Genomic DNA, 24108 nt, shown 5'->3' with positions numbered 1-24108 from the left:
TCAACCTCCGGTTTGTGCCCGCGCAGTTTCCCATACATGCGTCCAGCCCGGGGCCAGATGCGCGGCGCGCTCGGCGGCCAGGATCAGGCTGTCTTCGCGCGCGATGCCCTTGCCCGCGATGTCGAACGCCGTGCCGTGATCCACGGACACGCGCACGACGGGCAGGCCCACCGTGATGTTGACGCCGTCATCGCCATACACGGCCTTGAAGGGCGCGTGACCCTGGTCGTGGTAGCAGGCGATCACGAATTGCCACTTGCCGCGCACGGCTTGCGGGAACAGGGCGTCGGCCGGGATGGGGCCGGCGGCCAGGATGCCGGCCGCATTGGCTTCGGCCACGGCGGGGGCCAGGATGTCGGCGTCTTCGCTGCCAAAGATGCCGTTTTCGCCGGCGTGCGGGTTCAGGCCCGACACGGCCACGGGCTGGTCGCCCCGGCCCAGCGCCTTGGCGAACGAACCCGCCAGGCGCAGCACGGCGCGCATGCGCGTGGGCGTCAGGTCTTCAATGGCCTGGCGCAGCGACACGTGGGTGGTTGCGTGGAAGATGTAGAGGTCGCCGGCCGACAGCACCAGCGAGAAGGTCTTCACGCCGAATTCATGGGCCAGCAGTTCGGTGTGGCCGGGCCACTTGTGGCCGGCGGCGTGCATCGCGGCCTTGTTCAGCGGCGCGGTCACGATGCCGTCGACTTCACCGGCTCGCGCCAGGGCGCAGGCGGTGGTCACGAAACGCACCGAACCGTCGCCCGCGTCGGCGCTGATTTCACCCAGCTTGACGTGGGCCAGCGACGGGCCGGCTTGCAGCACTTCAATCGTGCCGGGCGTGTTGGAACAGTCGGCCGCGCGGTCCAGCTTCTTCACGATGGCGGGGTCGCCGCCCAGGTTGCGCACGGCGTTGACCATGACGTCCACATCGCCGACCACCAGAAGGCGGGCCTTTTGGCGCAGTTCGTCGTGGCCCATCAACATCTTGGCCGTGATTTCCGGCCCGATGCCCGCCACGTCGCCCAGGGTGACGGCCAGCAAAGGCAGCTTGTTCGGTTGGGGTTGTGTCATCGCTTGAATCTCCTGTCGCGGATCGCGCGCACGGCGCGAACCAATACGTCTTCGGTGCCAAAGCCGCCGGCCTTGGTCACCACGGGCAGGCCCGCGGCCGTGCCCCCGGTCAGCGTGCCTAGCGGCACGCCACCCATTACTTCATCCACCAGCGCGATACCGCTGGCATTCAGCGCCACCAGCACGCTGCGCGCGCCGTCGCCGCCCGTGGCGACCACGCCGGCCGCGCGCGAGGTGGCGATCAATTGCGCCGCCAGGCAACCCAGGCGGTCAGCAACTTTTTCCGAATCCAGTCCTTCCAGTTGCCCTTCGGGCGCCAGCAGCAGCACCGTGCCCGCTTCGGCGGGCGCCTTGGCGTGGGCCTGCAGCAGCGGCTGGCTCCAGGCCTGCCAGGCGGCGTCGTCGGCCAGTTGGGCAAGCGACGGCGTCCAGGTGTCTGCGCCCGAGGCTTGCAGCGCGGCGGCTTGGGCGCGCGCCGCGCTGTGCTGCGACGTCACCACGACCACGACGGGTGCGGTCTGGTCGGCGCCGGCCCACACGCGGGCCAGCGGCACGGCCAGGCCGCCCGCGCCCACGGGCAGGGCGTGTACGCCCAGCAGGCCGATGGCGCGCGCCAGGCGTTCCAGGTCGGCGTCGGTGGTGGCGTCAACCACCACCGTGTTGCCGGCCTGCCGGATGCGCGCGGCAAGCGTGTCGGGCGTGTCGCCGTCTTGCGCTGCTACATGGGCGCAGCCCAGCAGGGTGGGGATATGGCTTTCCGTCACCGGGGTCACCGGGTCGGTGGCCGCGGACGTCTCGGTGACCGGCTTGCCGTTCACCAGCAGTACGCCTTGTTCCACGGTACGGCCGGTGGCGGGGAACGCGGGGCAGATTACCGCCACCGTGTCCGGGCCCCAGGCATCGCGCGCGGCGTCGATCTCGGCCTTGAAGGCGCCGCGCAAGGTGGAGTCCACCTTCTTGTACAGGCGCGATACGCCGGCCGCGCGCAGTTGGCGCACGTTCTGTTCAATGACGCGGGCGGCGTCGGCGGCGGGCAGCGCGCGGCTGTGCGTCGTGACCGCCAGCACTTCGACGTCCGCCGTGGCCGGCACGGCCAGCGCCTCGTCGGCGCCGCCGATGGACAGGTGCGTGGTCCAGCCGGCGCGCACAAACTGCACCGCGGTATCGCCGGAACCGGTCAGGTCATCGGCGACGATGGCGATGGTGGGCCTCAAAGCGCCTCTCCGCGCGCGCTGGCCAACGTCGGCGCGGCGCTGCTGTCCGCGTCGGCGTCTTCGGACTTGAGTTCACCGGCACGCTTGAGGAAGTACGAGGCCAGCATCGGCGCCAGGATCGAGCTGATCAGCACGCAGGCGGCAACCTGCGCGGTGGCGGTCGACACGTATTGCTGGAAGTTGGGGTCGGCCGCCGCGACCACGGCGGGCGTGGCGATGGCGTTGCCGGCGGTCGTGCCGGCCGCGAAGCCCAGGCCGCTCTTGCCACCACGGCGCAGAATCATGCGATAGCCCAGGTAGACCAGGCCGCCGGTGATGGGGCTGATGATCAGGCCCAGGATCAGGCCGCTCATGCCGCCGCTGACGACCGCGCCCAGGTTGATGCCGGTGCCCAGCGCAAAGGCGAAGAACGGGATCACGATGTTGGGCACGGGCTTGAGCACGTCGCGCCACTTCGGGTCCAGGTTGCCGACCACCACGCCCAGCAGGAACGGCACCAGCGCCGCCACCAGGGCAATCATCGGAATATCGGCCAGGCCCGAGGCGCCCAGGAACAGCAGGCTGAAGAAGGGGCCGTCGTTGACCGCGCTGGCGACGTAGGCGCCGCGGTCGCGGGCATCACCGTATTGGCCGGTGTAAGCCAGCCACAGGCCGCCGTTGCTGTTGTCGAACGCGGCCAGCAAGGCCAGGATCGACACGCCCATCACGCCGTCCAGGCCCACATAGCTGCCCAGGATGATGATCAGCGTGGCGGGCACCAGCGTCTTCATCAGCAGCAGGGTGCCGGCGGTCGCCAGGATGGGGCCGCCGGTGCGGGCGTTGACTTGCGTGCCGGTCGCGAAGATCAGCAGGGCGATCAGCGGCAGGGCGCTGTTCTTGAAGAGAGCGGTGGTAAAGCCGCCGATGGCGAGCGCATCAGGGGCGAAGGTGCCGATCAGGGAACCCAGGATCAGCGGCACGAGCATCAATCCACCAGGGATTTTCTGCATGGTGCCAAAAAATGGCGAACGGGAAGAAGCGGTGGTCGACACTTGCGTAAGTCTCCAGGACGGTTCTGGTGGATTGCAGACGTTCGTGGACGCGTCTGTCAGTGGGGGTTGAAAAACCGCTAGTGTACACCTGTACGTACTGCCTGTACGTACAGGTTTTTCGTCCTGGAGGGCCGATATAAGGGGGCAGAAGGGCGGCGGCCCGCGCCGCGTTGGATCAGAAGCGGTACGCCCCGCTCAGCATGACCGTGCGGCGCGCGCCGTAGAAGCAGTCGCCACGGTCCAGGCAGACCACTTCATAGGTGCGGTCGGCGATGTTGTTGACGTTCAAGGCATAACGCCACGGGCCATTGTCGTAGCTGACCATGGCGTCGAACAGCGTGACGGCGGGCGTTTCAGGCGCGCCGCCGTCGCGGAAGGCCGTCAGGTAGCGCACGCCCGCGCCCACCGCGAAGCCGGGCTGGCCGGCCAGCGCAAAGCGGTACTTGCTCCATAACGACGCCATGTGCTTGGGCAAACCTTCCAGTTGCGGGTCGACATCGGTGTAGATGTAGTTGGCGATCACGTCCACGTTCTTGGTGACGCGGCCACGCAATTCCAATTCAACGCCGCGCGTGCGCGTCTTGCCGGCCTGGAGCTGGTTGTTGGGGTTCTCGGGGTCGTTGGTCTGGCGGTTCTTTTCGCGCAGGTCGTAGGCGGCGGCGGTGAACTCCATGTCGGCGTCGCGGGGCATGTACTTGATGCCGGCCTCGACCTGTTTGCCGCGCATGGGCTTGTAGCGTTCGTTGTAGAAGTTCGACCCGGCAATCGGCGTGAACGATTCGCTGTAGCTCAGGTACGGCGACCAGCCGTTGTCGGCCGCGTACATCAGACCGAAGCGCTTGGTGGTGGCGTAGTCGGTTTCCTTGTCCTGGCCGTCGATGCGGTTGTCGGCGCGGTCGCGGCGGATGCCCGCCAGGAAGATCCAGTTCTGGTCGAACTTGATCTGGTCTTGCGCGTAGAAGCCCAGTTGCTGCTGCTTTTGCTTGGGCGTGTCCGACAGTTCATATTCGGGCCGGTTGCCGTAGACGGGGTGGTACAGGTTCAGCGGCGCGCCCAGGCCAGAGGCCGTCTGGCTGGTTTCGCGGTAGTGCGAATAGTCCATGCCCAGGATGACGGTGTGCTCGGTGCGGCCCCAGTTGAGCTTGCCCTCGATGTTCTGGTCGGCCAGCAGCGTGCGCATGCGCGGCTTGTTGACGTAGAAGTAGCGGTCGGTGGTGGTCTGGTCGGCGTCGATGTAGGAATCGCCCCGGCGCGCGCCGTACACGTTCGGGTACAGCGATTGGTAGTCGACGCGGCTGACCGTGTTGCGGAAGTTCTGGCGGAATTTCCAGGTGTCGTTGAACTGGTGTTCAAACAGCCAGCCCACGCTGAATTGCTCGGTGTCGTAGGCGTCCCATCCCGGCTCGCTGACGAAGCGGCGGGTGGGGATGCGGCCGTTCGGGTTCTCTTGTACCGACCCGCCCCAGGGCAGGAATGACTGCGTGGTGCCAGCCTTGTCCTTCTGCCACAGCGCCTGCAAGGTCAACGACGTGGCGGCGCTGGGCTGCCATGTGAGCGACGGGGCCAGCATCAGGCGGTCGTCCGGCGCGTACTGCACCTGAGTGTCGCTGTCGCGGCCTACGGCCACCACGCGGTACAGCCATTGGCCGTCTTCCGTCACCGGGCCGGTCAGGTCCGTATGGATCTCGCGGCGGTTGTCATTGCCCAGCACCACGCCGATCTCGCGTTGCGCTTCGGCTTGCGGACGCTTGCTGACCAGGTTGACGATGCCGCCCGTGCTGCCCTGTCCGTACAGCATGGACGAGGGGCCGCGCAGCACCTCCACGCGCTCCAGGCCATAGACCTCGGTGCGCGGGTTGTTTGAATTGAAGAACTGGCGCAGGCCGTCCAGGTATTGCGCCGGCTCCGTGCCGCGAATCCGGACATAGTCGGCGCGGTTGTCCACGCCGTACGCATTGGGCCGCACCCCGGCCGCGTAGTTCATGGCGTCCTGCACGTTCTGGGCGCCCTGGTCGACGATCTGATCGCGCGGGATTACGGTGATGGCCTGCGGCGTTTCAGACAGGGGGGTATCGGTCTTGGTGCCGGTAGCGCTGCGCTTGGCCACGTAGCCGGTCACCGGGCTGGTGGCGGTTTCGGCCGTGCCCGTCACTTGCACGGCGGGCAGTACGGTGGTGGGGCCGGCGGTGGGGGCGGTGGTGGTTTGGGCGTGGGCGGTGGCGCCCAGGCAGGCGGCGAGCGCGGCGGCGGGCAATAGGGTCTGCTGGCGCGCACGGCGGGCGGCCCGGGTCGGATGGCGTTTCAAGTGAGGTCCCCTGCGGGCGCGATGGCCGCTGATTACATATAGGAATGGCAACGATAATTATTATTAATTGAGCCGTGCTGGCGCGCCTAGCCGCGCGCTCTGTCCCAGATGTAAAAAAGGCCTGCAAATCGTGCCGGCCGACGCCTTCGTCTCTGTAAAAGCCTTTTCTTTCAGTGGCTTGGCGATGGGTGCTCAGGCAGCGCTGACCCCGCCGCATTGTTGGTCCGGCGCGACACCCGGCTCAGGCATACTGCGCGCGCCGGGTCCCGCCCTCGCGGCGGCTGGCCTTGTCCGCCACGATGTTGTCTTCGGCCATGCGCCGCCCGCGCTGCTCGATGCGGCCCAGAAAGTCGCGCAGCAGGGCGACTTCGGCATCGCTCAAGTCCTGCACCAGCAGTTCGTTCAAGCGCAAGACCTCGGGCAGCAGCGCCCGGTAGCGGGCCAGCCCCTCGGCCGTGGCTTCGACCCGCACGACGCGGCGGTCGGTGCTGTCGTGCAAGCGGCGCAGCCAGCCTTTTTCGCACAGCGCGCCCAGCGTGCGCGACGTGCGGGCAAGATCCAGCTTGGCGGCAGCGGCCAGCTCGGCCGAACTCATGATGCCGCCTTCGATAGCGCAGGCCAGAATGCGCCATTCGCGGCGCGTGATGCCGAAACGGCCTTCACACAGCCGCACGAAAACCGGGTTGGACTGCGACCACGCCTGGTACAGCCGGTACATCAGCATGTCGGCCAGGTGGGGCGGCGGGTCCGATGGGGGCTGGCCTGGGGGCTGACCGGATTCGGGCCGGCCTGACGGCGGCAGACCGGATGTCGGGTGGATTGGCATGGCGTCTCCTCCTTGCCGCGGCGCGGGCCGCGTGCTGCGCGGTGCGTGCTGCATATCGTTATTGAAAGTCCTGGATTAGATCAAGCAACGGCTGCGTTGCTAAATTGTTTCTGCTTATTTGGATTGGGCCAGGCAGAAAGAACCATAACCGACAGCAGGCCACTGTCCCCAGGAGAAGACGATGCATCAATGGACCAAGGGATGGATAGCAAAAGCCATCGTGGCCACGGCCATGGCCGGAGGGGCCTCGCTGGCCTGTGCGCAGCAGGCGCCGCTGGACGGCACCTTGACGCTGGTGGTGGGCTATCCGCCAGGCGGCAGTTCCGACCGCATTGCGCGGCTGGTTGCCGACCGCTTGAAGGACCGCGTGGGCGTGCCCGTGGTGGTTGAAAACAAAACCGGGGCAGGCGGACGCATCGCGGCCCAGGCGCTGCATGCGGCGCCGGCTGGGCAGAACGTGCTGATGCTGGCCAACCCCGCGGTCATGGTCGTGGCGCCGCTGGTCTATGCCCAACCCGGGTATGACGCCAAGCGCGACTTCACGCCGGTGTCGCTGGTCAGCCGCTACAAGTTTGCCCTGGCCGTGCCGGCCAGCTCGCCCATCAAGGACGTCCCAGCCCTGCGCGAGTGGTTGCGCGCCAACCCCAAGCAATTCACGGTGGGCGTGCCGGCCACCGGCAGCCTGCCGCACTTCTTCGCGCTGATGCTGGGCCGCGAGATCAAGCAGGAACCCGAAGTGATCGGCTATCGCGGGTCCGCGCCGTTGATATCGGAACTGATCGGCGGCATCCTGCCGCAAGGCATCGACACGCTGGACACCCTGCTGCCGCAGCACCGCGCCGGCAAGATCCGCATTCTTGCCACGTCCGGCGACACGCGCGACGCGGATCTGCAAGACGTGCCCACCTTCAAGGAAAGCGGCGTGGACCTGGCCGCCGACGGTTGGAACGCCTTCTTCGCGCCCGCCGCCATGCCCAAGGCCAAGGTGGATCGACTGGGCGCGGACATTGCCGCCATCCTGCGCGAACCCACCATGGAAGAAGCCGTGCGCGCCGTGTTCCTGGAACCGGTATCGCAGGACGCGGCGGGTACCGCCGGCGCACTGGATGCCTACCGCAAGCAATGGGAACCGGTGGTGCGCGACTCCGGCTTCACGGCCACGCAATAGGGGCGGCAATGAGCACGGTGCAGAATGTGTTGTTCATCATGGCCGACCAGTTGCGGGCGGATCACCTTAGCTGCTATGGCCATCCCTATTTGCAAACCCCCAGCCTGGATGCGCTGGCGGCGCGCGGCGTGCGCTTTGATCGCGCCTTCGTGAACTCGGGTGTGTGTGGTCCGTCGCGCATGAGCTACTACACGGGCCGCTATCCGTCGCGCCACGGGGCTACGTGGAACCGCGTGCCGCTGTCGGTCAACGAGATCACGCTGGGCGAGTACCTGGCGGGGCAGGGACGCGAGCTGGCCCTGGCCGGCAAGACCCACATCATTCCCGACAAGGCTGGCATGGAACGGCTGGCCATCGACGGCGCGTCCGAGCTGGGCGTGCTGCTCAGCCGGGGCGGCTTCACGGAACTGGACCGCTACGATGGCCACCACACCCCCGGCCAGGAAAGCGGCTACCCGGCCTTTCTGCGCCGCCACGGCTACGACAGCGCCGACCCCTGGACCGACTACGTGATTGCCGGCGTGGACGCCAACGGCCAGATCGCCAGCGGCTGGAACATGCGCAACGTGCATCTGCCGTCGCGCGTGGCCGAAGCGCATTCCGAAACCGCCTACATGACGGATCAGGCGCTGGACTTCATGCAGCAACGCGGCAGCCAGCCCTGGGTGCTGCACCTGAGCTACGTCAAGCCGCACTGGCCCTACATGGCCCCGGCCCCGTACCACCAGCGCTATACCGCCGATCAATGCCTGCCGGTGCGGCGCAACCAGGAAGAATTGGCGAACGCCCACCCCGTGGTCGCCGCCTATCGGCAGCAGGAAGAGAGCGTCAGCTTTTCGTCGGACGAATGCGTGCGCGTGGTGCGGCCGGCGTATCAAGGGTTGATCCGGCAACTGGACGATCACCTGGGGCGCTTGTTCGACTACATGGAAGGCGCGGGCCTGATGAAGAACACGCTGATCGTGTTCACGGCCGACCACGGCGACTTCCTGGGCGACCACTGGCTGGGCGAAAAAGAACTGTTCTATGACACCGTGCAGCGCGTGCCGTTCATCGTGATGGACCCGTCGGCGGCGGCCAACGCCACGCGCGGGCAGGCCTTGAACGACATGGTGGAAAGCGTCGACGTCGTGCCCACGGTGCTGCGCGCATTGGGCACGCCCGGACCGTCGCATCGGCTGGAAGGCAGGGAACTGCAAACGCTGCTGCATGGCCGAGGGGCGGGCTCTGCATTCGGTACAGGATCCAGTACTGCATCCGGCACGGAATGGCGCGACTGCGTGTTCTCGGAGCTGGACTACAGCTTCCGCCAGGCCCGCATCCTGCGCGGCAAGACACCACAGAATGCGCGCGCCTGGTCGGTGCGCACGGACCGCTGGCGCTACGTGTATTGGCTGGACGAGCCCGAGCAGCTCTTTGACCTGCACGCCGACCCTGAGGAGTTCCAGGACCTGGGCACCAGTGCCACGCACGCGGCGACAAGGCTGGAACTGCGCCAGCGCCTGTTGGACTGGATACTGCGCGGCAAGCGGCGCACCACCATCAGCGACGAGGCCGTGGAAAAGGCCACCAACGCGCATAAGCGGGCGGGCGTGTTCTTCGGGCAGTGGTAGCGAGGGTAGGGCCAGGAAGACGGCCAAGATGCCACGGCTGGCGCAACCGTAGGATGGGTGGAGCGCGGCAAAGCAACAAAAAGAACGAACCGCCGATCGCGCGAAACCCATCAAGCAGCGCCCCAATTCTTCCGCAGCCTCGCCATATAGCAACCGTTGCAAGATGGGTTCCGCGCGATCGGCGCCAGCGGTTCTTGGCATGACCTTGCCGCGCTCCACCCATCCTACTGCCGCGGCTGGCGCAAAAAGCCGTTGGGGTTTTCAATCCTGGCCGACGCTTTGCTTTTCCACCTGCGGGGGAGCGTCGGGTTTCAGTTCCCGCCGCAGGATCTTGCCCACGTTGGTGCGCGGCAAGTCATCGCGGAATTCCACCTGGCGCGGCACCTTGTAGCCTGTCAGTTGCGTGCGGCAATGCGCGATCAGCGTTTCGGCGTCCAGCGTGGGATCCTTGCGGATCACGTATAGCTTGACCGCTTCGCCCGAGCGTTCGTCCGGCACGCCGACCGCGGCCACTTCGCGCACGCCGGGATGCAGCGCGGCCGCGTCCTCGACCTCGTTGGGGTACACGTTAAATCCCGACACCAGGATCATGTCTTTCTTGCGGTCGATCAGGAACACGTAGCCGTCCTGGTCCACGTAGCCGATGTCGCCCGTGCGCAGGTAGCCGTCCGGGTACAGCACCAAGGCGGTTTCGTCGGGACGGTTCCAGTAGCCCTGGGTGACTTGCGGGCCGCGCACGCAGATCTCGCCTGTTTCACCCACGCCCAGTTCCACGCCTTCATCGTTGCGGATGGAGATGTCGGTGGACGGCACCGGCAGCCCGATCGACCCGGTGAACGCCTTGACGTCCAGCGGGTTGACGGTGACGGCGGGTGACGTCTCGGTCAGCCCGTAGGCCTGCGCCAGCGACTTGCCCGTGACCGCGCGCCAGCGCTCGGCCACGGCGCGCTGTACCGCCATGCCGCCGCCCATGGTCAGGCGCAGGCGCGAAAAATCCAGCTTGGCGAAATCGGGATGATTCAGCAGCGCGTTGAACAAGGTATTGACGCCGGTGAATGCCGAAAATGGCACCTGGCTCATTTCCTTGATCAGCCCGGCAATGTCACGCGGGTTGATGATCAGCAGGTTGCTGGCGCCGATCTTCATGAACGTCAGGCAGTTCGCCGTCAGCGCAAAGATGTGATACAGCGGCAAGGCCGTGACGATGCACTCTTCGCCATCCTTGACCAGCGGCTTGATCCAGGCATGAGCCTGGTTCACGTTCGCTACCAGATTGCCGTGCGTCAGCATCGCGGCCTTGGCCACGCCGGTGGTGCCGCCCGTGTATTGCAGGCAGGCCAGGTCGCGCTGGTTCAGCGGCACTTCGGTGAACGGCGCCTGGCGGCCGGCGCGCAGCGCATCGCCCAGGCGCACGTGGCCGGGCAGCGACCACGCCGGCACCATGCGCTTGACGCGACGGATCACGAAGTCCACCAGCCGGCCTTTCAGCGGACCCAGCATTTCGCCGATGGACGTCACCAGCACGTGTTCGACCGTGCTCCCAGGCAGGGCTTTCTGTACCGTGGCCGCGAAGTTGTCCGCCACCACGATGGCGCGCGCGCCCGAATCCGCCAACTGGTGTTCAAGCTCGTGCGCGGTGTACAGCGGGTTGCAGTTGACCACGATGCACCCGGCGCGCAAGGCGCCGAACAGGCAGACGGGGTATTGCAGCAGGTTGGGCATCATCAGCGCGATGCGGTCGCCTTTGCCCAGGCCATTCGCGTGCAGCCACGCGGCGAAGTCGCGCGTCAGCCCGTCCAGTTCGGCGTAGCTGATGGACTTGCCCATGCTCAGGTACGCGGGTTTGTCCGCGTAGCGGCGGCAACTGTCCCGCACGACCGAGACCAGCGTGGTGACGCCGTCCACCTCGATCTCCGCGGGAATGCCTGCGGGATAGCTCTTGTGCCAGATTCGTTCCATCGTGTGCGGTTCCGCCTAGTTGCCCAACAGGGCATTCTTCAGGGATGTCTGCGCGGGTTTGTCGCCCAGCCAGACGCGGAGCAAGGCGCGCGCGAAATCGGGGTTGTCAACGCGGCCCCGGTGCTTGCCGTTGTGGGTCACGGCAACGCCTTGGGCGTCGAAATCCACGTCGACCACATCGCCCTCGCGGGCAATGCCCAGATCGGCCACCAGGCTTTTCAGGCGGTCCGCCGACGCTTTCAGCGTGGCAAGTTCCTTAGGCGGCGTGTTGTCGCGCAGGCCGTCTTGCAGCGCCTCGTCCAGACTCTCGCTGTCCACGTCACGCAGCAATTGCAAACGGATGCGGCGCGGCTCGGTGCTGTTGATCACCGCCGCTGCGTCCTGGCTTTTCGTGGTGACGTACAGCGCGGCCACGTAGACCTTCACGACGAATCGGGTGCGCAGGCCCGCGCCGTTGAGCACCAGCGTACGGCCGCCTTCGGTCATGTGTTCCGGCACGCGCTGGCCGGCCACTTCCATGTCGGCGGCGAACGTGGGCGCAGCCGCCGCCAGGCTGGCGGCAAGGATCAGGCTCAGGGCGGGGTATCGCCCTCCAGAGATGCTTTGCATGAGTCTCCTCCTGTGTTCTTTTGCTTGTAGAACTTCTTGTCCGCGATATAGATCGTGCGTTCCACCACGGCATACACCACGCCGTCCTTGTCCTTCAATTCCACCGTGTACGTGCGGGTGGTTTCGTGGTCGCGGGCGAGCACGCCACGTATCTCCGCGATTTCTCCGGGCGGCAGCCGGAAGTCGGCGTACAGGGTCGTGTAGGCCGGCTTGCGGAAGCGGATGGACGCCGCCTTGTCCCACACAATGTGGTCCGGGCCCAGCGCCGACATCAGCATGGTGGGGTGGGCGCCGTCCGTCACCGCGAACAGCGACCCGCCGTACATCGAGCCCACGATATTGCGCGTGCGCCGCAACAGCGGCAGCTTGATGCGGATGTGCTGGAAGTCCGGCGACACAAGCATCACGCGGCCGCCGGTGGCGCGAAACGCCGGATGCAGATTGAAGCCCACCCGCATCAGGCGCGCGCGCCATTCCGGCGACAGGTTCTTGAACCAATAGGGCTTCATGCTGGGCATGCCGGGTTATGTCGCAAGGTGATTTCGCAGGATCGCGCCAGGCATCACATCGCTTCGAACAGCCCGGCCGCGCCCATGCCGGTGCCGATGCACATGGTGACCAGCCCGTACTTGCCGCCCGTGCGGCGCAGGCCGTGCGTGATGGTGGCCGTGCGAATCGCGCCGGTAGCGCCCAGCGGGTGGCCCAACGCAATGGCGCCGCCTAGCGGGTTGACCTTGGTGGGGTCCAGTTTCAGTTCGCGGATCACCGCCAGCGATTGGGCCGCGAAGGCTTCGTTCAGCTCGATCCAGTCCAGCGCGTCTTGCGTGATGCCGGCGCGTTCCAGCACCTTGGGGATGGCCGCGACGGGGCCGATGCCCATCACCTCGGGCGGCACGCCGGCCACCGCGAAGCTGACAAAGCGCGCCAGCGGGCTCAGGTTGAATTCGCGCAGGATGCGGTCGGACACCAGCACCACGGCGGCCGCTCCGTCGGACATCTGCGAGCTATTGCCGGCCGTGACGCTGCCGCGCGTCGAGAACACGGGGCGCAGCCGCGCCAAGGCTTCGGCGCTGCTGTCCGGGCGCGGGCCTTCGTCCACCTCGACCAGGCGGCGCACCACGCGCACCGCGCCGCTGGCGCCGTCCGGCAGATGCGACACGACTTCATACGGCGTGGTTTCAGCGCGGAAATGGCCGGCCGCGATCGCGGCGCAGGCCTTCTGGTGCGAGGCCAGCGCGAAGGCGTCCTGATCCTCGCGCGAGACCTTCCAGCGTTCAGCGACCTTTTCACCGGTCAGGCCCATGCCGAAGGCCATGCCGATGTTCTCGTCGTGGGCGAAGATCTCGGGGTTCATCGACACCTTGTTGCCCATGATCTGCGGCATCGCGCTCATGGATTCGGTGCCCGCGCCGATCATGATGTCGGCCTCGCCCAGGCGGATGCGCGCGGCGGCGTCCGCCACCGCCTGCAAGCCCGATGCGCAGAAGCGGTTGACGGTCACGCCCGCCACGCTTTGCGGCAGGCCCGCCAGCAGCAGGCCGATGCGCGCCACGTTCATGCCTTGTTCGGCTTCCGGCATGGCGCAGCCGGCAATCACGTCTTCGATGCGCGCGGTGTCCAGCGCCGGCGCCTGCGCCAGCGCGCCGTTCAGCGCGGCGGCCAGCATGTCGTCGGGGCGCGTGGTGATGTAGGCGCCGTTGCGCTTGCCCACCGGCAGGCGCGTGGCGGCGACGATGTAGGCGTCTTGTATCTGCTTGGTCATGATGCTTTCCTCAGTTGCGCAACGGCTTGCCGGTTTCCAGCGTGTGGCGGATGCGGGCCTGGGTTTCAGGCGTGCGCAAGAGCGCGACGAATTCGCGGCGCTCAACCGCCAACAGCCATTCTTCGTCCACCTTCGTGCCGGTTTCGATCTCGCCGCCGCACAGGGCCACGGCGGCGCTGCGCGCCACGCGGTAATCGTGCGCGCTGATCATGCCGCCTTCGCGCATGTTGACCAGCACCATCTCGAAGTTGGCGATGCCGTTGCGGCCCGCCACCGGAATGTTCGACAGTCGCGGCGGCGGCGTGTAGCCCGCCTGAGCGGCGGCGCGGGCCTGGCCGATGGCCACAAACAGCAGCTCGTCTGGGTGGAACAGCACGATGTCGTGTTCGCGCGCGAAGCCCGCGTCGATCGCTTCCAGCGCGCTCTTGGCCACCTGTGCCATGGCGATGGTCTGGAAGACGGGTTGCAGGTAGGGGAAGACTTCCCCCGGCGTCGCGGTCTTGGCCGCCAAGGCAGCCGCGCGGCCGGCAAATTCCTTGCTGCCGCCGCCTGCGGGAATCAGTCCGACGCCAGCTTCGACCAGGCCGATATAGCTTTCCAATGCCAGCACGCGGTGCGACGCGTGCATCAGGAATTCGCAGCCCCCGCCCAGCGCCATGCCCTGCACGGCGGCCACGGTGGGAATCTGCGCGTACTTGAACGACTGGGACGCGCGCTGGAATTTTTCGACCATGGCTTCCAGCATGTCGAACTGGCCCTCGGCGCAGGCCTGCACCACTTGCTGCAGGTTGGCGCCCACGGCAAAGGGCGGTTCGTGCCAGATGACCAGGCCGTCGAAATCACGTTCGGCGCGCGCCACGGCTTGCAGCACGCCTTCCAGCACTTCGCCGCCCAACGTGTGGTTCTTCGACGTGACGGACAGGATGGCGATGCCCGCATCCACCTCCGGCAGGTTCCACAAGCGCACGCCTTCGTTTTCCCACACGGTGACGCCGCGGTCATCCGGGCCTTCGCCAAAGACACGCTCGGGGAACAACTGGCGGCTATACACCGGCAAGGCAGAACGCGGATGCAAGGTGCCGGAGCGCGCGGAATACGAGCCTTCGGGCGCATGCACGCCCTGGCGGCCAGATTCCTGGACCCAGGCGGGCAAGGGCGCGTTGCTCATGGCGCGGCCGGCGGCGATGTCTTCGGCCACGGCGGCGGCAATGTCCTGCCAGCCGGCGGCCTGCCAGGTTTCAAACGGGCCTTGCGCCCAGCCAAAGCCCCAGCGCATGGCCAGGTCCAGGTCGCGCGCGTTGTCGGCCACGTGCTCAAGCTGCACGGCGCTGTAGTGGAAGATGTCGCGGAACAGGCTCCACAGAAACTGCGCCTGTGGGTGCTCGCTGGCGCGCAGCGCGGCAAAGCGCTTGGCGGGGTTGCGTTCCTTCAACAGGGCGGCAACCTCATCGGCCAGCTTGCCGGCGCTGGGCACGTAGTCTTGCGCCTTCAGGTCCAGCACCAGGATGTCGCGGCCTTGCTTGCGGTAGACGCCCGCGCCGGTCTTCTGGCCCAGCGCGCCTTTCTGGATCAGGGCCGACAACCATGCAGGCAGCGCGAAGTAGCGGTGCCAGGGGTCGTCGGGCAGGTTCTTTTCCATGGTGCCCACCACGTGGGCCAAGGTATCCAGGCCGACCACGTCGGCCGTGCGATAGGTGGCGCTCTTGGGGCGGCCGATCTTCGGGCCGGTCAGCGCGTCGACCTCGTCAAACCCCAACCCCAGGCGCGCGGTGTGGTGCATGGCGGCCAGGATGGAGAACACGCCGATGCGGTTGGCCACGAAGTTGGGCGTGTCCAGTGCGCGAATCACGCCCTTGCCCAGCGTGGACGTGAGCCAGGTTTCCAACTGGTCCAGCACGGCCGGCTGCGTATGCGACGTGGCAATGATTTCCACCAGGCGCATGTAGCGCGGCGGATTGAAGAAGTGGATGCCGCAGAAGCGCTCACGCAGGCTTGCGGGCAGGGCGTTGGCCAGCGCATCGATCGACAGGCCGGACGTGTTGGACGCAACGATGGCGTCGGGCGACACATGCGGCGCAATACGCTCGTACAGCGCCGTCTTCCAGTCCATGCGCTCGGCGATGGCTTCGATAATCAGGTCGCAGCCGCGCAGCGCGTCCAGGTGGTCGTCGTAGTTCGCGGGGGTAATCAGGGCGATGCGGGCCGCGCCGGCCAGCGGGGCGGGTTCCAGCTTTTTCAGACCGGCCAGCGCCTTGTTGACGATGCCGTTGCGGTCGCCTTCGGACGCGGCCAGGTCGAACAGCGTGACGGGCACGCCGGCGTTGGCCAGGTGGGCGGCAATCTGCGCGCCCATGACGCCGGCGCCCAGGACGGCAACGTGTTTGACGACGAACTTGCTCAAGGGGAATCTCCTTCAAAAAACGGGGGGGGCGGCGCGGCCGCCCGCCCGTGCAAGCCTGAATGCGGGGCCTGATCTTGGTGCCTAGAAGCGGGACGTCAGTTGCAGGCCCACGATGTGGGCGTTGCTGTTATAGGTGCCCGCCACGCGGCCCTTGGTCGCTGCACTGCCGGACGTGGTGTCGATGTCCGTGTCGCGCAGGTACAGATAGGTGTAACCCAGGTCCAGCGTGGTGCTCTTGGTGGCTTCCCACTGCACGCCGGTCGAGAACCAATAACGGTTGTTGTCGGGCAGGGACGTCGGGCGGTCGGCCTCGTTGTGGACCGGCGACTGGTCATAGGCCAAGCCGAACTTCCACTTCCAGGTGGGGGCGAACTTGTAGTTCGCGCCCACGGCAATGCGCCAGGTGTCGCGGAAGTTCAGGGGCAGTTCATCGTCGCGCGCGCCCGGGCCGGAGTTGCGGATCTTCAGCTCGGGAATGCTGCTCCAACCCGTCCACGACACGTCGCCCAGCAGTTCCCAGCGTTCGTTCAACTGGTGCGCGGCGCTAAGGATCAGCGTATCGGGCAGGTCGACCGAGGCCTTGGCGTCAAACGACACCGATTGCCCGGTGGGGCCGATGTTGCTGATGTCGGTATCGCCCTTGGCGGTGTGCTTGATCTTTGAACGGTACGACAGGCCGATGCGGGTGTCTTCCGTGGGTTGCAGCATGAAGCCGACGTTCCAGCCCCAGGCGTCGCCCTTCAGGTTCAGGTCGGCGTCGCCGTTGGTGGCGACCGGCAGGCCGGCAATCGGCACCACCGTCTTTTTCTTGTAGTTGGCGTCGATGTGCTGCCAGTTCACGCCGAAGCCCATCGAGAACTGCTCGTTCACCTTGTAGGCAATCGACGGGTTCACGTTGATGGTCTTGATCTCGAACTTGTTGGAGTGGTACTGGCCCACCCAGTCGTCGTCGTATTCGGTCATCAGGCCGAAGGGGGCGCCGATGCCCAGGCCGATGTACCACTGTTCATTCAACTGCCACGAGGCATACAGGTTGGGTACCACGCCGAGGTTGCCGGCGTCGCCGCCGTTGCCGCCGGTGGGCACCGAGCCGTTCAGGCCCGAGCCCGGAATGCCGGGAACGCTGGGGTTGCGGCTGTCGCCGTTGTCCTTGAACTTGAACGACGGCTTGATCAGGTTGACCCCACCCGAAAAGTTGACGCCCGGCAGATACGTCATGCCCGCCGGGTTGTAGTAGATGATGCTGGCGTTTTCCGGATTTGCCGCCGAGCCTGCGTAGGCGTTGCCCAGGCCACTGGCGTTCTGCTCTAAGAGCTGAAAGCCGGCGGCGTAGGACGTTGCGGACGCGCCCAAGCCGACCACGATGGCCGACAAGGTGCTCAGGGACAATGAACGTCTGCGCATGGTACTGCCTCCTCGAGTTGGATGTATGCCTCTATTGCACTGCCGGTCTGTTTGTGGGGCCGGTCTAATCGGCGTGAGCCGTTCTGCTGCGGTGCCAGGCATTGCTGCCCTGGTAATGCAGGGGTCCGCCCGTGAAAGGCGCGAACCCCGTTCCAAAAATCACGCCGGCGTCGGCCAGGTCGGCATCGGCGACCACGCCGTCTTCAACACGCTGCCGGGTAGCGTCCACCAGGGGTTGAATCAGGCGTTGCGCCAGGCCGTCGGGGGCGGCAGCGGCAGAGTCGGCGTTGGCCGTGCCCTTGGCTGCGTTGGCCTGGGCCGCTTTGTCCTTTGCCGCGTTGTCCTTTGCCGCGTTGTCCTTTGCCGCTTTAACCGGCTTGCCGTCGCGCCAGGTGTAGAAGCCCTTGCCGGTTTTCTTGCCGAGGTCGCCGCGCGCCAGCCGGTCGGCCAGGCAGCGGGGCGGTTCGGCGCCATCCGCCAGGGCTTCGCCCGCCGCGCGCGCGATGTCCAGGCCCACGGTGTCGGCCAGTTCCAGCGGCCCCATCGGCATGCCGAACGCCACCATGGCGGCGTCGACGGTTTCCGGCGCCAGGCCTTCGTCCACACTGCGCATGGCTTGCAGCATATAGGGTGCGAGCACGGCGTTCACGAGGAATCCCGGCGCGCTCTTGACGGGAAGCGCCAGCTTGTCGATCTGGCCCACGAAGGCGCAAGCGCGCGCGGTGGCGTCGCTCATGTTGCGTCCGGAGTTACTTCCTGTGTTGCTCCCGGTGTCACCGATGTCACCCACGTCGCCGTCGGCATGCACCACTTCCACCAGCGGCATCTTGGCCACGGGGTTGAAGAAGTGGATGCCCACCAGTCGTTCGGGCCGCGCCAGCCCGGCGCGCAAGGTTTCCAGCGACAGGCTGGACGTGTTCGTGGCCAGCAGCGCGTCGGCCTTCATGCGGGGTTCCAGCGACGCATACAGCGCGCGCTTGGCGTCGGCTTGTTCGCTGATGGCTTCGATGATGATGTCGGCGCGCGGCACGCCACCGCCCGCGGGGTCGGGAATCAGGCGGTCCAGCGCGGCGCGCGCCAGACGGGAATCTTTCAAGCGGCGCGCATACAGCGCGGCGGCGCGTTTGATGGCGGGCGCGATGCGAGCCATGTCCTGGTCTTGCAGGGTCACCGTCATGCCCTTGAGCGCGCACCACGCCGCGATGTCGCCGCCCATCGTGCCCGCGCCCACCACATGCACATGGCGCGCGGGCGCGACGCCAGGCTGCTTGCCGTTGGCCTTCAGCCGTTCCTGCAAGCGGAACACACGCAGCAGGTTGCGCGCGGTGTCCGACGAGATGATGCCGTCGATCAGCTCAGGAGCCTGCAAGGCGTTGCCGCCATGCTTTTCCCATAGCGTGACGATGGCGGGCGCGGCGGGGTAGTGCCCCAGCGGGTCCTTGTCGGCGATCTGCTTGCGCGCGCGGTTGGCGACGATGGCTTTGAACGGCCAGCGGTTGGCCAGGCCGCCCAACCCTCGCGCGCGGCGCGGCGGCTTCTTCGACAGCACGGTCTGGCGGGCGGCGGCGTGCAGCAAGCGCGTGGGCACGCGCGCGTCGGCCAGACCCAATGCGGCCGCGCGCCGGGCATCCGCGCCCCGGCCGGTCAGCATCATGTCCAGCGCGGCGGGCGCGCCGATGACTTGCGGCAGGCGCAGCATGCCGCCCCAGCCGGGAAAGATGCCCAACATGACTTCCGGCAGCGCCAGCGATGTGCCGGGCTGGTCGGCCACCAGCCGGTAGCGGCAAGCCAGCGCCAGCTCCAGGCCGCCGCCCAGGCAATGGCCCTGGATCAGGGCCAGCGTGGGATAGCGCACGGCGGCCAGGCGGTTGAACAGGTTCCAGCCACGGGCCACCAGCGCGCGCGCTTGTTCCGGGGTGTCCAGGTTGGCGAATTCGTTGACGTCGGCGCCCACGATAAAGCCCGTGGCCTTGCCGGACTGGATGATCAGCCCCTTGGGCGGGGCGGCGTCCAGCGCGTCCAGCACCACGGCCAGCTCGACCATGGTGTCGGCCGACAGCGCGTTCACGGCGCTGCCGGCACGGTCGAACGTCAGCCATGCCAGGCCGTCGGTGTCGCGCTCCAGGCGCCAGTGCGAAAGCGAGTCGATGGTCGTCATGGGCGGTCCTCGTCCAGAGTTTCAACCAGCATGGCGCCGCCTTGGCCGCCGCCGATGCAGATGGCCGCCATGCCGCGCTTGGCGCCACGGCGCTTGAGCGCGTCAAGCAGGTGCAGCACAATGCGCGCGCCGGACGCGCCTACCGGGTGCCCGATGGCGATGGCGCCGCCATCGACGTTGAGCTTGGCGGGGTCCAGCGAGCCCCATGCCGGCGTTCCGAAATGTTCCTGGCAATAGGCTTCGTCGCGCCAGGCCGCCAGGCAGCCCAGCACCTGCGCCGCGAAGGCTTCGTTGATTTCCCACAAGTCCAGGTCGTTCAAGCCCAGGCCGTGGCGTTGCAGGATGGGGGTGGCGGCATGCACGGGGCCCAGCCCCATTTGCGCGGGGTCCAGGCCGGCCCACTGGCTGTCGACAATGCGGCCGATGGGGCGCAGGTTCCATTTGGCGACGGCGTCTTCGGAAGCCAGCACCAGCATGGCCGCGCCGTCGGTCACCTGCGAGCTGTTGCCCGCCGTGATGTTGCCCCAGGGCTTGTCGAACACGGGCCTGAGCTTGGCCAGCTTGTCGGGCGTGGAGTCTTCGCGCACGCCGTCATCGTCGGGGTACAGCTTGCCCTGGTTATCGATCAGCGGTGTGATTTCACCCAGCGCGCCCGCCGCGCGCGCGGCCAGCACGCGCTGGTGGCTGCCCGCCGCGTACGCGTCCATGGCGGCGCGGTCGATGCCGAAACGGGTAGCGACGTTCTCGGCGGTCTGGCCCATCGACAGGCCCACCACCGGGTCCGTCAGGCCCTTGAGCAGGCCGATGACCGGCGCCAGGTTTTTCAGTTTGAACCCGCGCAACGCCGCCAGTTTGGCGCCCACGCCGCGTGCCGCGTACCATCCGGACAGCCAGCGCACCATCTCGTCCGAGAACAACAGCGGCGCGCGCGACAGCGCGTCCGTGCCGCCAGCCAGCACCAACTGCGAACGGCCGGACTGGATGTTGGCAATGCCGGAATCCAGCGCCTGCATGCCGGACGCGCAATTGCGCATCACCGTCCAGCCGGGCACCTGGTTGCCGCAGCCCAGGCGCAGTGCAATCACGCGGCCGATGTTGACTTCATCGGGCGAGGGCGCGGCGCAGCCCACGATGACTTCGTCCAGATCGGTGGGCGCATAGGGCTGGCGCAGCAACAGGGCGCGGCCGGCCTGCACCGCCAGATCGCCCGCCGAAAATGGGCCGGGTCCGGTGCGGGCTTTGAGGAAGGGCGTACGGGCGCCATCCACGACATAAACCGGTTTGAATGCCATCGGGGCCCTCCGTCAAGCGACCTTGCGTTCGGCGTCGGGCCGGCTGGCCTGCGACGCGCCAAGATCAAAGGGGAAATCATCCACTTTCACCACGGTATCGCGCAAGGCATTGCGGCGTTTCACCACGGCATATTCTTCCGCCGTGATGCCGCCGGCCGCGTAGGCGGCATCGGCAATGTCGCGCACGTTGGCTTGCGGGTTGCCTTCCAGCGTGCCGCGCTTTTCCAGTTCGCGGATCTTGGCGTCGATGGGCTCGGCTTCCAGCGTGGCGGCCAGCGCTTGTTCGATTGCGCCCACGGGCTCGTCGGCGGTGGCGGGCAGGTGGCAGCCCGAGGTCAGGCGGTCGCGCGTGGCGCCGGGGTTGATCAACAGCCGCGCCACGTCCTGGCCCAGGATGTCCGAGGGCTGCGTCTGCGTGCGGCCCCAGGGGAAGATCAGGCGCGCCATGCTCCAGGCCACAAAGCGGTTGGGGAAGTTGTCCAGCACGCCGTCGAAGGCTTCCTGCAATTTGAACAGCGCGTCCTGGATCGACCAATGCGCAAGCGGCGCATCGGCGGCCTGGCGGCCTTCATCCTCGAAACGCTTGAGCGTGGCGCTGATCAGATACATCTGCGAGAGCACGTCGCCCAAGCGGGCCGACAAGCGTTCGCGGCGTTTCAGGCTGCCGCCCAGTACCAGCATCGACGTATCGGCCAGCAGCGCGAAGGCGGCCGAATAGCGGCTGAGCAACTGGTAATAGCGCTTCATGTCGGGCGCCACGTCGGCGTTCACCTTGACCCAGCGCGCGCCGGTCAAGGCGGTGCCCAGGGTGCGCAGCTTGTTCTTGGCCACAAAGCCCACGTGGCCCCAGAAGGCGGCATCGAAGTCGGTCAGGCCTTGCTTGGCGTCCGACGATTGCGCGGCCTGCATTTCAGCCAGTACATAGGGATGGCAACGGATGGCGCCCTGCCCGAAGATGATCAGGCTGCGCGTCAGGATGTTGGCGCCTTCGACGGTGATGCCGATGGGAATCTGCTGGTACGCCCGGCCCAGGAAGTTGTTGGGACCCAGGCAGATGCCCTTGCCGCCAATCACGTCCATGCCGTCGTTGACGACCTGGCGCGCGCGTTCGGTCACGTGGTATTTGACGATGGCCGACACGACCGAGGGCTTTTCGCCCAGGTCCACCGCGCCCGCCGTCATGCTGCGCGCGGCGTCCATCATGTAGGTGTGGCCGCCGATGCGGGCCAGCGCTTCTTCCACGCCCTCGAACTTGCCGACGGGCATGCGGAACTGGCTGCGCACGCGCGCATACCCGCCCACGGCCCGCGCCGTCAGCTTGGACATGCCGGTGTTGGAAGAGGGCAGCGAAATCGAACGGCCAGCGGCCAGGCATTCCATCAGCATGCGCCAGCCCTGGCCGGCCATGGCGGGGCCGCCGATGATGAAGTCCAGCGGCATGAAGACGTCCGTGCCGCGCGTGGGGCCGTTCATGAACATGGCGTTCAGCGGGAAGTGGCGGCGGCCGGTGTCCACGCCGGGATGGTCGTGCGGCACCAGCGCGCAAGTGATGCCCAGGTCCTTCTTGCCGCCCAACAGGCCGTCGGGGTCGTACAGCCGGAACGCCAGGCCCAGCAGCGTGCAGACCGGGGCCAGCGTGATGTAGCGCTTGTCCCAGGTGACGCGCATGCCGATCACTTCGCGGCCCTGCCATTCGCCCTTGCAGACAATGCCGCTGTCGGGAATGGCGGCGGCATCCGAACCCGCCCACGGGCTGGTCAGCGCAAAGGCGGGCACGTCTTCGCCGCGCGCCAGGCGTGGCAGATAGTGGTTCTTTTGTTCATCGGTGCCGTAGTGCAGCAGCAGCTCGGCCGGGCCCAGCGAGTTGGGCACCATGACCGACACCGCCAGCGCGGACGAGCGCGTCGACAGCTTGGTCACGATTTCGGAATGCGCGTAAGCCGAGAACGCCAGGCCACCATATTCCTTGGGGATGATCATGCCCAGAAAGCCCTGGGTCTTCAGATAGGTCCAGACCTCGGGCGGCAGGTCGTGGCGTTCCTGCGTGACGCTCCAGTCGTTGACCATGCGGCAGGCGGTTTCGGCCTGGTTATCCAGAAAGTGCTGCTCTTCGTCGGTCAGGCGCGGGCGCGGATAGGCCAGCAGGCGGCTCCAGTCAGGGCGGCCGCGAAACAGCTCGCCTTCCCACCACACCGTGCCGGCCTCCAGCGCGTCGCGCTCGGTGTCGGACATCTGCGGCAGCACCTTGCGGTACAGGTTGAAGATGGGCGCGGACAGCAGCGCCCGGCGCAGTGGCCGCATGGTCAGCACAATGGCGGCAAGCGCCACGATAACGATGAGCGTGAGGATCACTGCGTTCATTTCTTTTGTCTCCGTAAGGTCTGTCTTGCGCGGGGTCTGGTCTGGTGCCGGGTCTTGCGCCTGCCGTGGCCGCTAGGAACCGGCCACGGGCGGCAAGGGCGCGCGCAGGCCGCCCAGCAGAAAGCTCATCAGCCGGGGCAGCAGCATGTCGGGGTTGTCGGGTTGTTCGGATTCATCGAGCTGCCAGCCCGTGACTGAGCGCAGCAGATCGGTGCCGATGATGGCGTAGGACGTGGCGCCCAGCATGAATTGGAAGCGCCACACGATTTCGGCCTTGGGTACGTCGGGCAGGGCGGCGAACAGCGCGTTGCGGTAGCGCTCGAGCACGTCGGCGTATTCCTCGGCGAACAGCGCGCGGATGAAGTCGGACGGGTGCGTCATGGTGCGTTCCAGCAGCGGCAGGAAGGTGCTGCCGGCCTGGGCCGGATCGGCGGCCAGGCGCAGCAGCGTGCCGAAGAAGGCATCCACGATTTGCGAGGGCTTCAAGGGTTTGCCTTCGGACTGCGCCTCAAGCTCATCCAGCAGCCGCATGCGCTCGCGATTCAGCACTTCCAGGCGCCGCTTGAGCACCGCCTGGACGAGTGACTCTTTCGACCCGAAGTGATAGTTCACCGACGCCAGATTGACGCCGGCCGCACCCGTGATCTGGCGCATCGACGTGCCGTCGTGGCCCTGCTGCGCAAAGAGCGCTTCGGCCGTGTCCAGAATGGAATCGCGGGTGTTGGGAGTTCTGATTTCTTGCATAAAGTTGAATTCAAACGTTTGTTTAAAAGCAATTATGCGGTAGCCAAGGGGCAGAAGCGAGCACGGCTATCCCCAATAGGGTTTACCCCTAAAGTGCGGAGAGGCCGTGAACGGCGTACTAGCTGGAGGTGCCGCTGCACCGGATCAACTAGACCGGAAGGATGAAGGCGCGCGCCGTCGGACGAGCCGCCGCTAGCCCAGCGGCACG

At 66.9% G+C, this 24108-nt stretch carries 17 protein-coding genes; 2 read left to right on the top strand and 15 right to left on the bottom strand.

From position 1 onward, the window contains the following. The 5 genes from pdxA to CVS48_RS23895 all read right to left on the bottom strand — a co-directional run bounded on the left by pdxA (position 1) and on the right by CVS48_RS23895 (position 6327). Positions 1–1053 (bottom strand): 4-hydroxythreonine-4-phosphate dehydrogenase PdxA, encoded by a 1053-nt coding sequence (gene pdxA / locus CVS48_RS23915; protein ID WP_050448674.1) that lies wholly within the window; start codon positions 1051–1053, stop codon positions 1–3. Next, the gene (gene dtnK, locus CVS48_RS23910) at positions 1050–2267 is read right to left on the bottom strand and encodes a D-threonate kinase (RefSeq protein WP_100856616.1); all 1218 of its coding nucleotides are present in this window, start codon (positions 2265–2267) and stop codon (positions 1050–1052) included. Before dtnK ends, pdxA begins: the two co-directional genes overlap by 4 nt. Continuing rightward, positions 2264–3256, bottom strand: coding sequence for a 2-keto-3-deoxygluconate permease (locus CVS48_RS23905; protein ID WP_100857836.1), 993 nt, complete (start codon positions 3254–3256; stop codon positions 2264–2266). The genes dtnK and CVS48_RS23905 overlap by 4 nt, the downstream gene beginning before the upstream one ends. Positions 3257–3473: 217 nt before the next feature. After that, positions 3474–5552, bottom strand: coding sequence for a TonB-dependent siderophore receptor (locus tag CVS48_RS23900; RefSeq protein WP_419191467.1), 2079 nt, complete (start codon positions 5550–5552; stop codon positions 3474–3476). A 292-nt stretch (positions 5553–5844) separates the two neighbouring features. Continuing rightward, positions 5845–6327 (bottom strand): MarR family winged helix-turn-helix transcriptional regulator, encoded by a 483-nt coding sequence (locus tag CVS48_RS23895; protein WP_100856614.1) that lies wholly within the window; start codon positions 6325–6327, stop codon positions 5845–5847. Positions 6328–6610: 283 nt separating this feature from the next. Between CVS48_RS23895 and CVS48_RS23890 the strand changes: the two genes are divergently transcribed. Both CVS48_RS23890 and CVS48_RS23885 read left to right on the top strand, forming a co-directional pair. After that, the gene (locus tag CVS48_RS23890; protein WP_167401049.1) at positions 6611–7597 is read left to right on the top strand and encodes a Bug family tripartite tricarboxylate transporter substrate binding protein; all 987 of its coding nucleotides are present in this window, start codon (positions 6611–6613) and stop codon (positions 7595–7597) included. 8 nt (positions 7598–7605) lie between these two features. After that, complete coding sequence (locus tag CVS48_RS23885; RefSeq protein ID WP_100856613.1) at positions 7606–9210, top strand: sulfatase-like hydrolase/transferase; 1605 nt, start codon at positions 7606–7608, stop codon at positions 9208–9210. Between the two features lie 261 nt (positions 9211–9471). Here CVS48_RS23885 and CVS48_RS23880 read toward each other — a convergent pair whose 3' ends face one another. From CVS48_RS23880 to CVS48_RS23835, 10 genes are all read right to left on the bottom strand, one after another. Beyond that, a complete protein-coding gene (locus CVS48_RS23880; RefSeq protein WP_100856612.1) occupies positions 9472–11169 on the bottom strand; it encodes an AMP-binding protein in 1698 nt (565 codons plus the stop codon). Between the two features lie 15 nt (positions 11170–11184). Further along, entirely contained in the window at positions 11185–11778 is a 594-nt protein-coding gene (locus tag CVS48_RS23875; RefSeq protein ID WP_100856611.1) for a chalcone isomerase family protein, read from the bottom strand. Beyond that, a complete protein-coding gene (locus CVS48_RS23870) occupies positions 11742–12287 on the bottom strand; it encodes a DUF4442 domain-containing protein (protein ID WP_100857834.1) in 546 nt (181 codons plus the stop codon). Before CVS48_RS23870 ends, CVS48_RS23875 begins: the two co-directional genes overlap by 37 nt. A 53-nt stretch (positions 12288–12340) precedes the next feature. Beyond that, the gene (locus tag CVS48_RS23865; RefSeq protein WP_100856610.1) at positions 12341–13540 is read right to left on the bottom strand and encodes an acetyl-CoA C-acyltransferase; all 1200 of its coding nucleotides are present in this window, start codon (positions 13538–13540) and stop codon (positions 12341–12343) included. 10 nt (positions 13541–13550) lie between these two features. Continuing rightward, entirely contained in the window at positions 13551–15941 is a 2391-nt protein-coding gene (locus CVS48_RS23860; RefSeq protein ID WP_100856609.1) for a 3-hydroxyacyl-CoA dehydrogenase/enoyl-CoA hydratase family protein, read from the bottom strand. A gap of 81 nt (positions 15942–16022) precedes the next feature. Then, positions 16023–17345, bottom strand: coding sequence for an OmpP1/FadL family transporter (locus CVS48_RS23855; protein ID WP_100856608.1), 1323 nt, complete (start codon positions 17343–17345; stop codon positions 16023–16025). 64 nt (positions 17346–17409) lie between these two features. Next, positions 17410–19503, bottom strand: a complete 2094-nt coding sequence (locus tag CVS48_RS23850; RefSeq protein ID WP_100856607.1) for a 3-hydroxyacyl-CoA dehydrogenase NAD-binding domain-containing protein — start codon at positions 19501–19503, stop codon at positions 17410–17412. Beyond that, on the bottom strand, positions 19500–20795 hold the full coding sequence (locus tag CVS48_RS23845; protein WP_100856606.1) for an acetyl-CoA C-acetyltransferase: 1296 nt from the start codon (positions 20793–20795) through the stop codon (positions 19500–19502). The genes CVS48_RS23850 and CVS48_RS23845 overlap by 4 nt, the downstream gene beginning before the upstream one ends. Positions 20796–20807: 12 nt before the next feature. Continuing rightward, entirely contained in the window at positions 20808–23156 is a 2349-nt protein-coding gene (locus CVS48_RS23840; RefSeq protein WP_100856605.1) for an acyl-CoA dehydrogenase, read from the bottom strand. 72 nt (positions 23157–23228) lie between these two features. After that, positions 23229–23900 (bottom strand): TetR/AcrR family transcriptional regulator, encoded by a 672-nt coding sequence (locus CVS48_RS23835; protein ID WP_100856604.1) that lies wholly within the window; start codon positions 23898–23900, stop codon positions 23229–23231. Between the last annotated feature and the right edge of the window lie 208 nt (positions 23901–24108).

It is taken from the genome of Achromobacter spanius, from assembly GCF_002812705.1.
Taxonomy (GTDB): domain Bacteria; phylum Pseudomonadota; class Gammaproteobacteria; order Burkholderiales; family Burkholderiaceae_B; genus Achromobacter; species Achromobacter spanius.
Note: the sequence above shows the minus strand (reverse complement) of the source record. Positions and strands in the feature narration are given on the sequence as shown.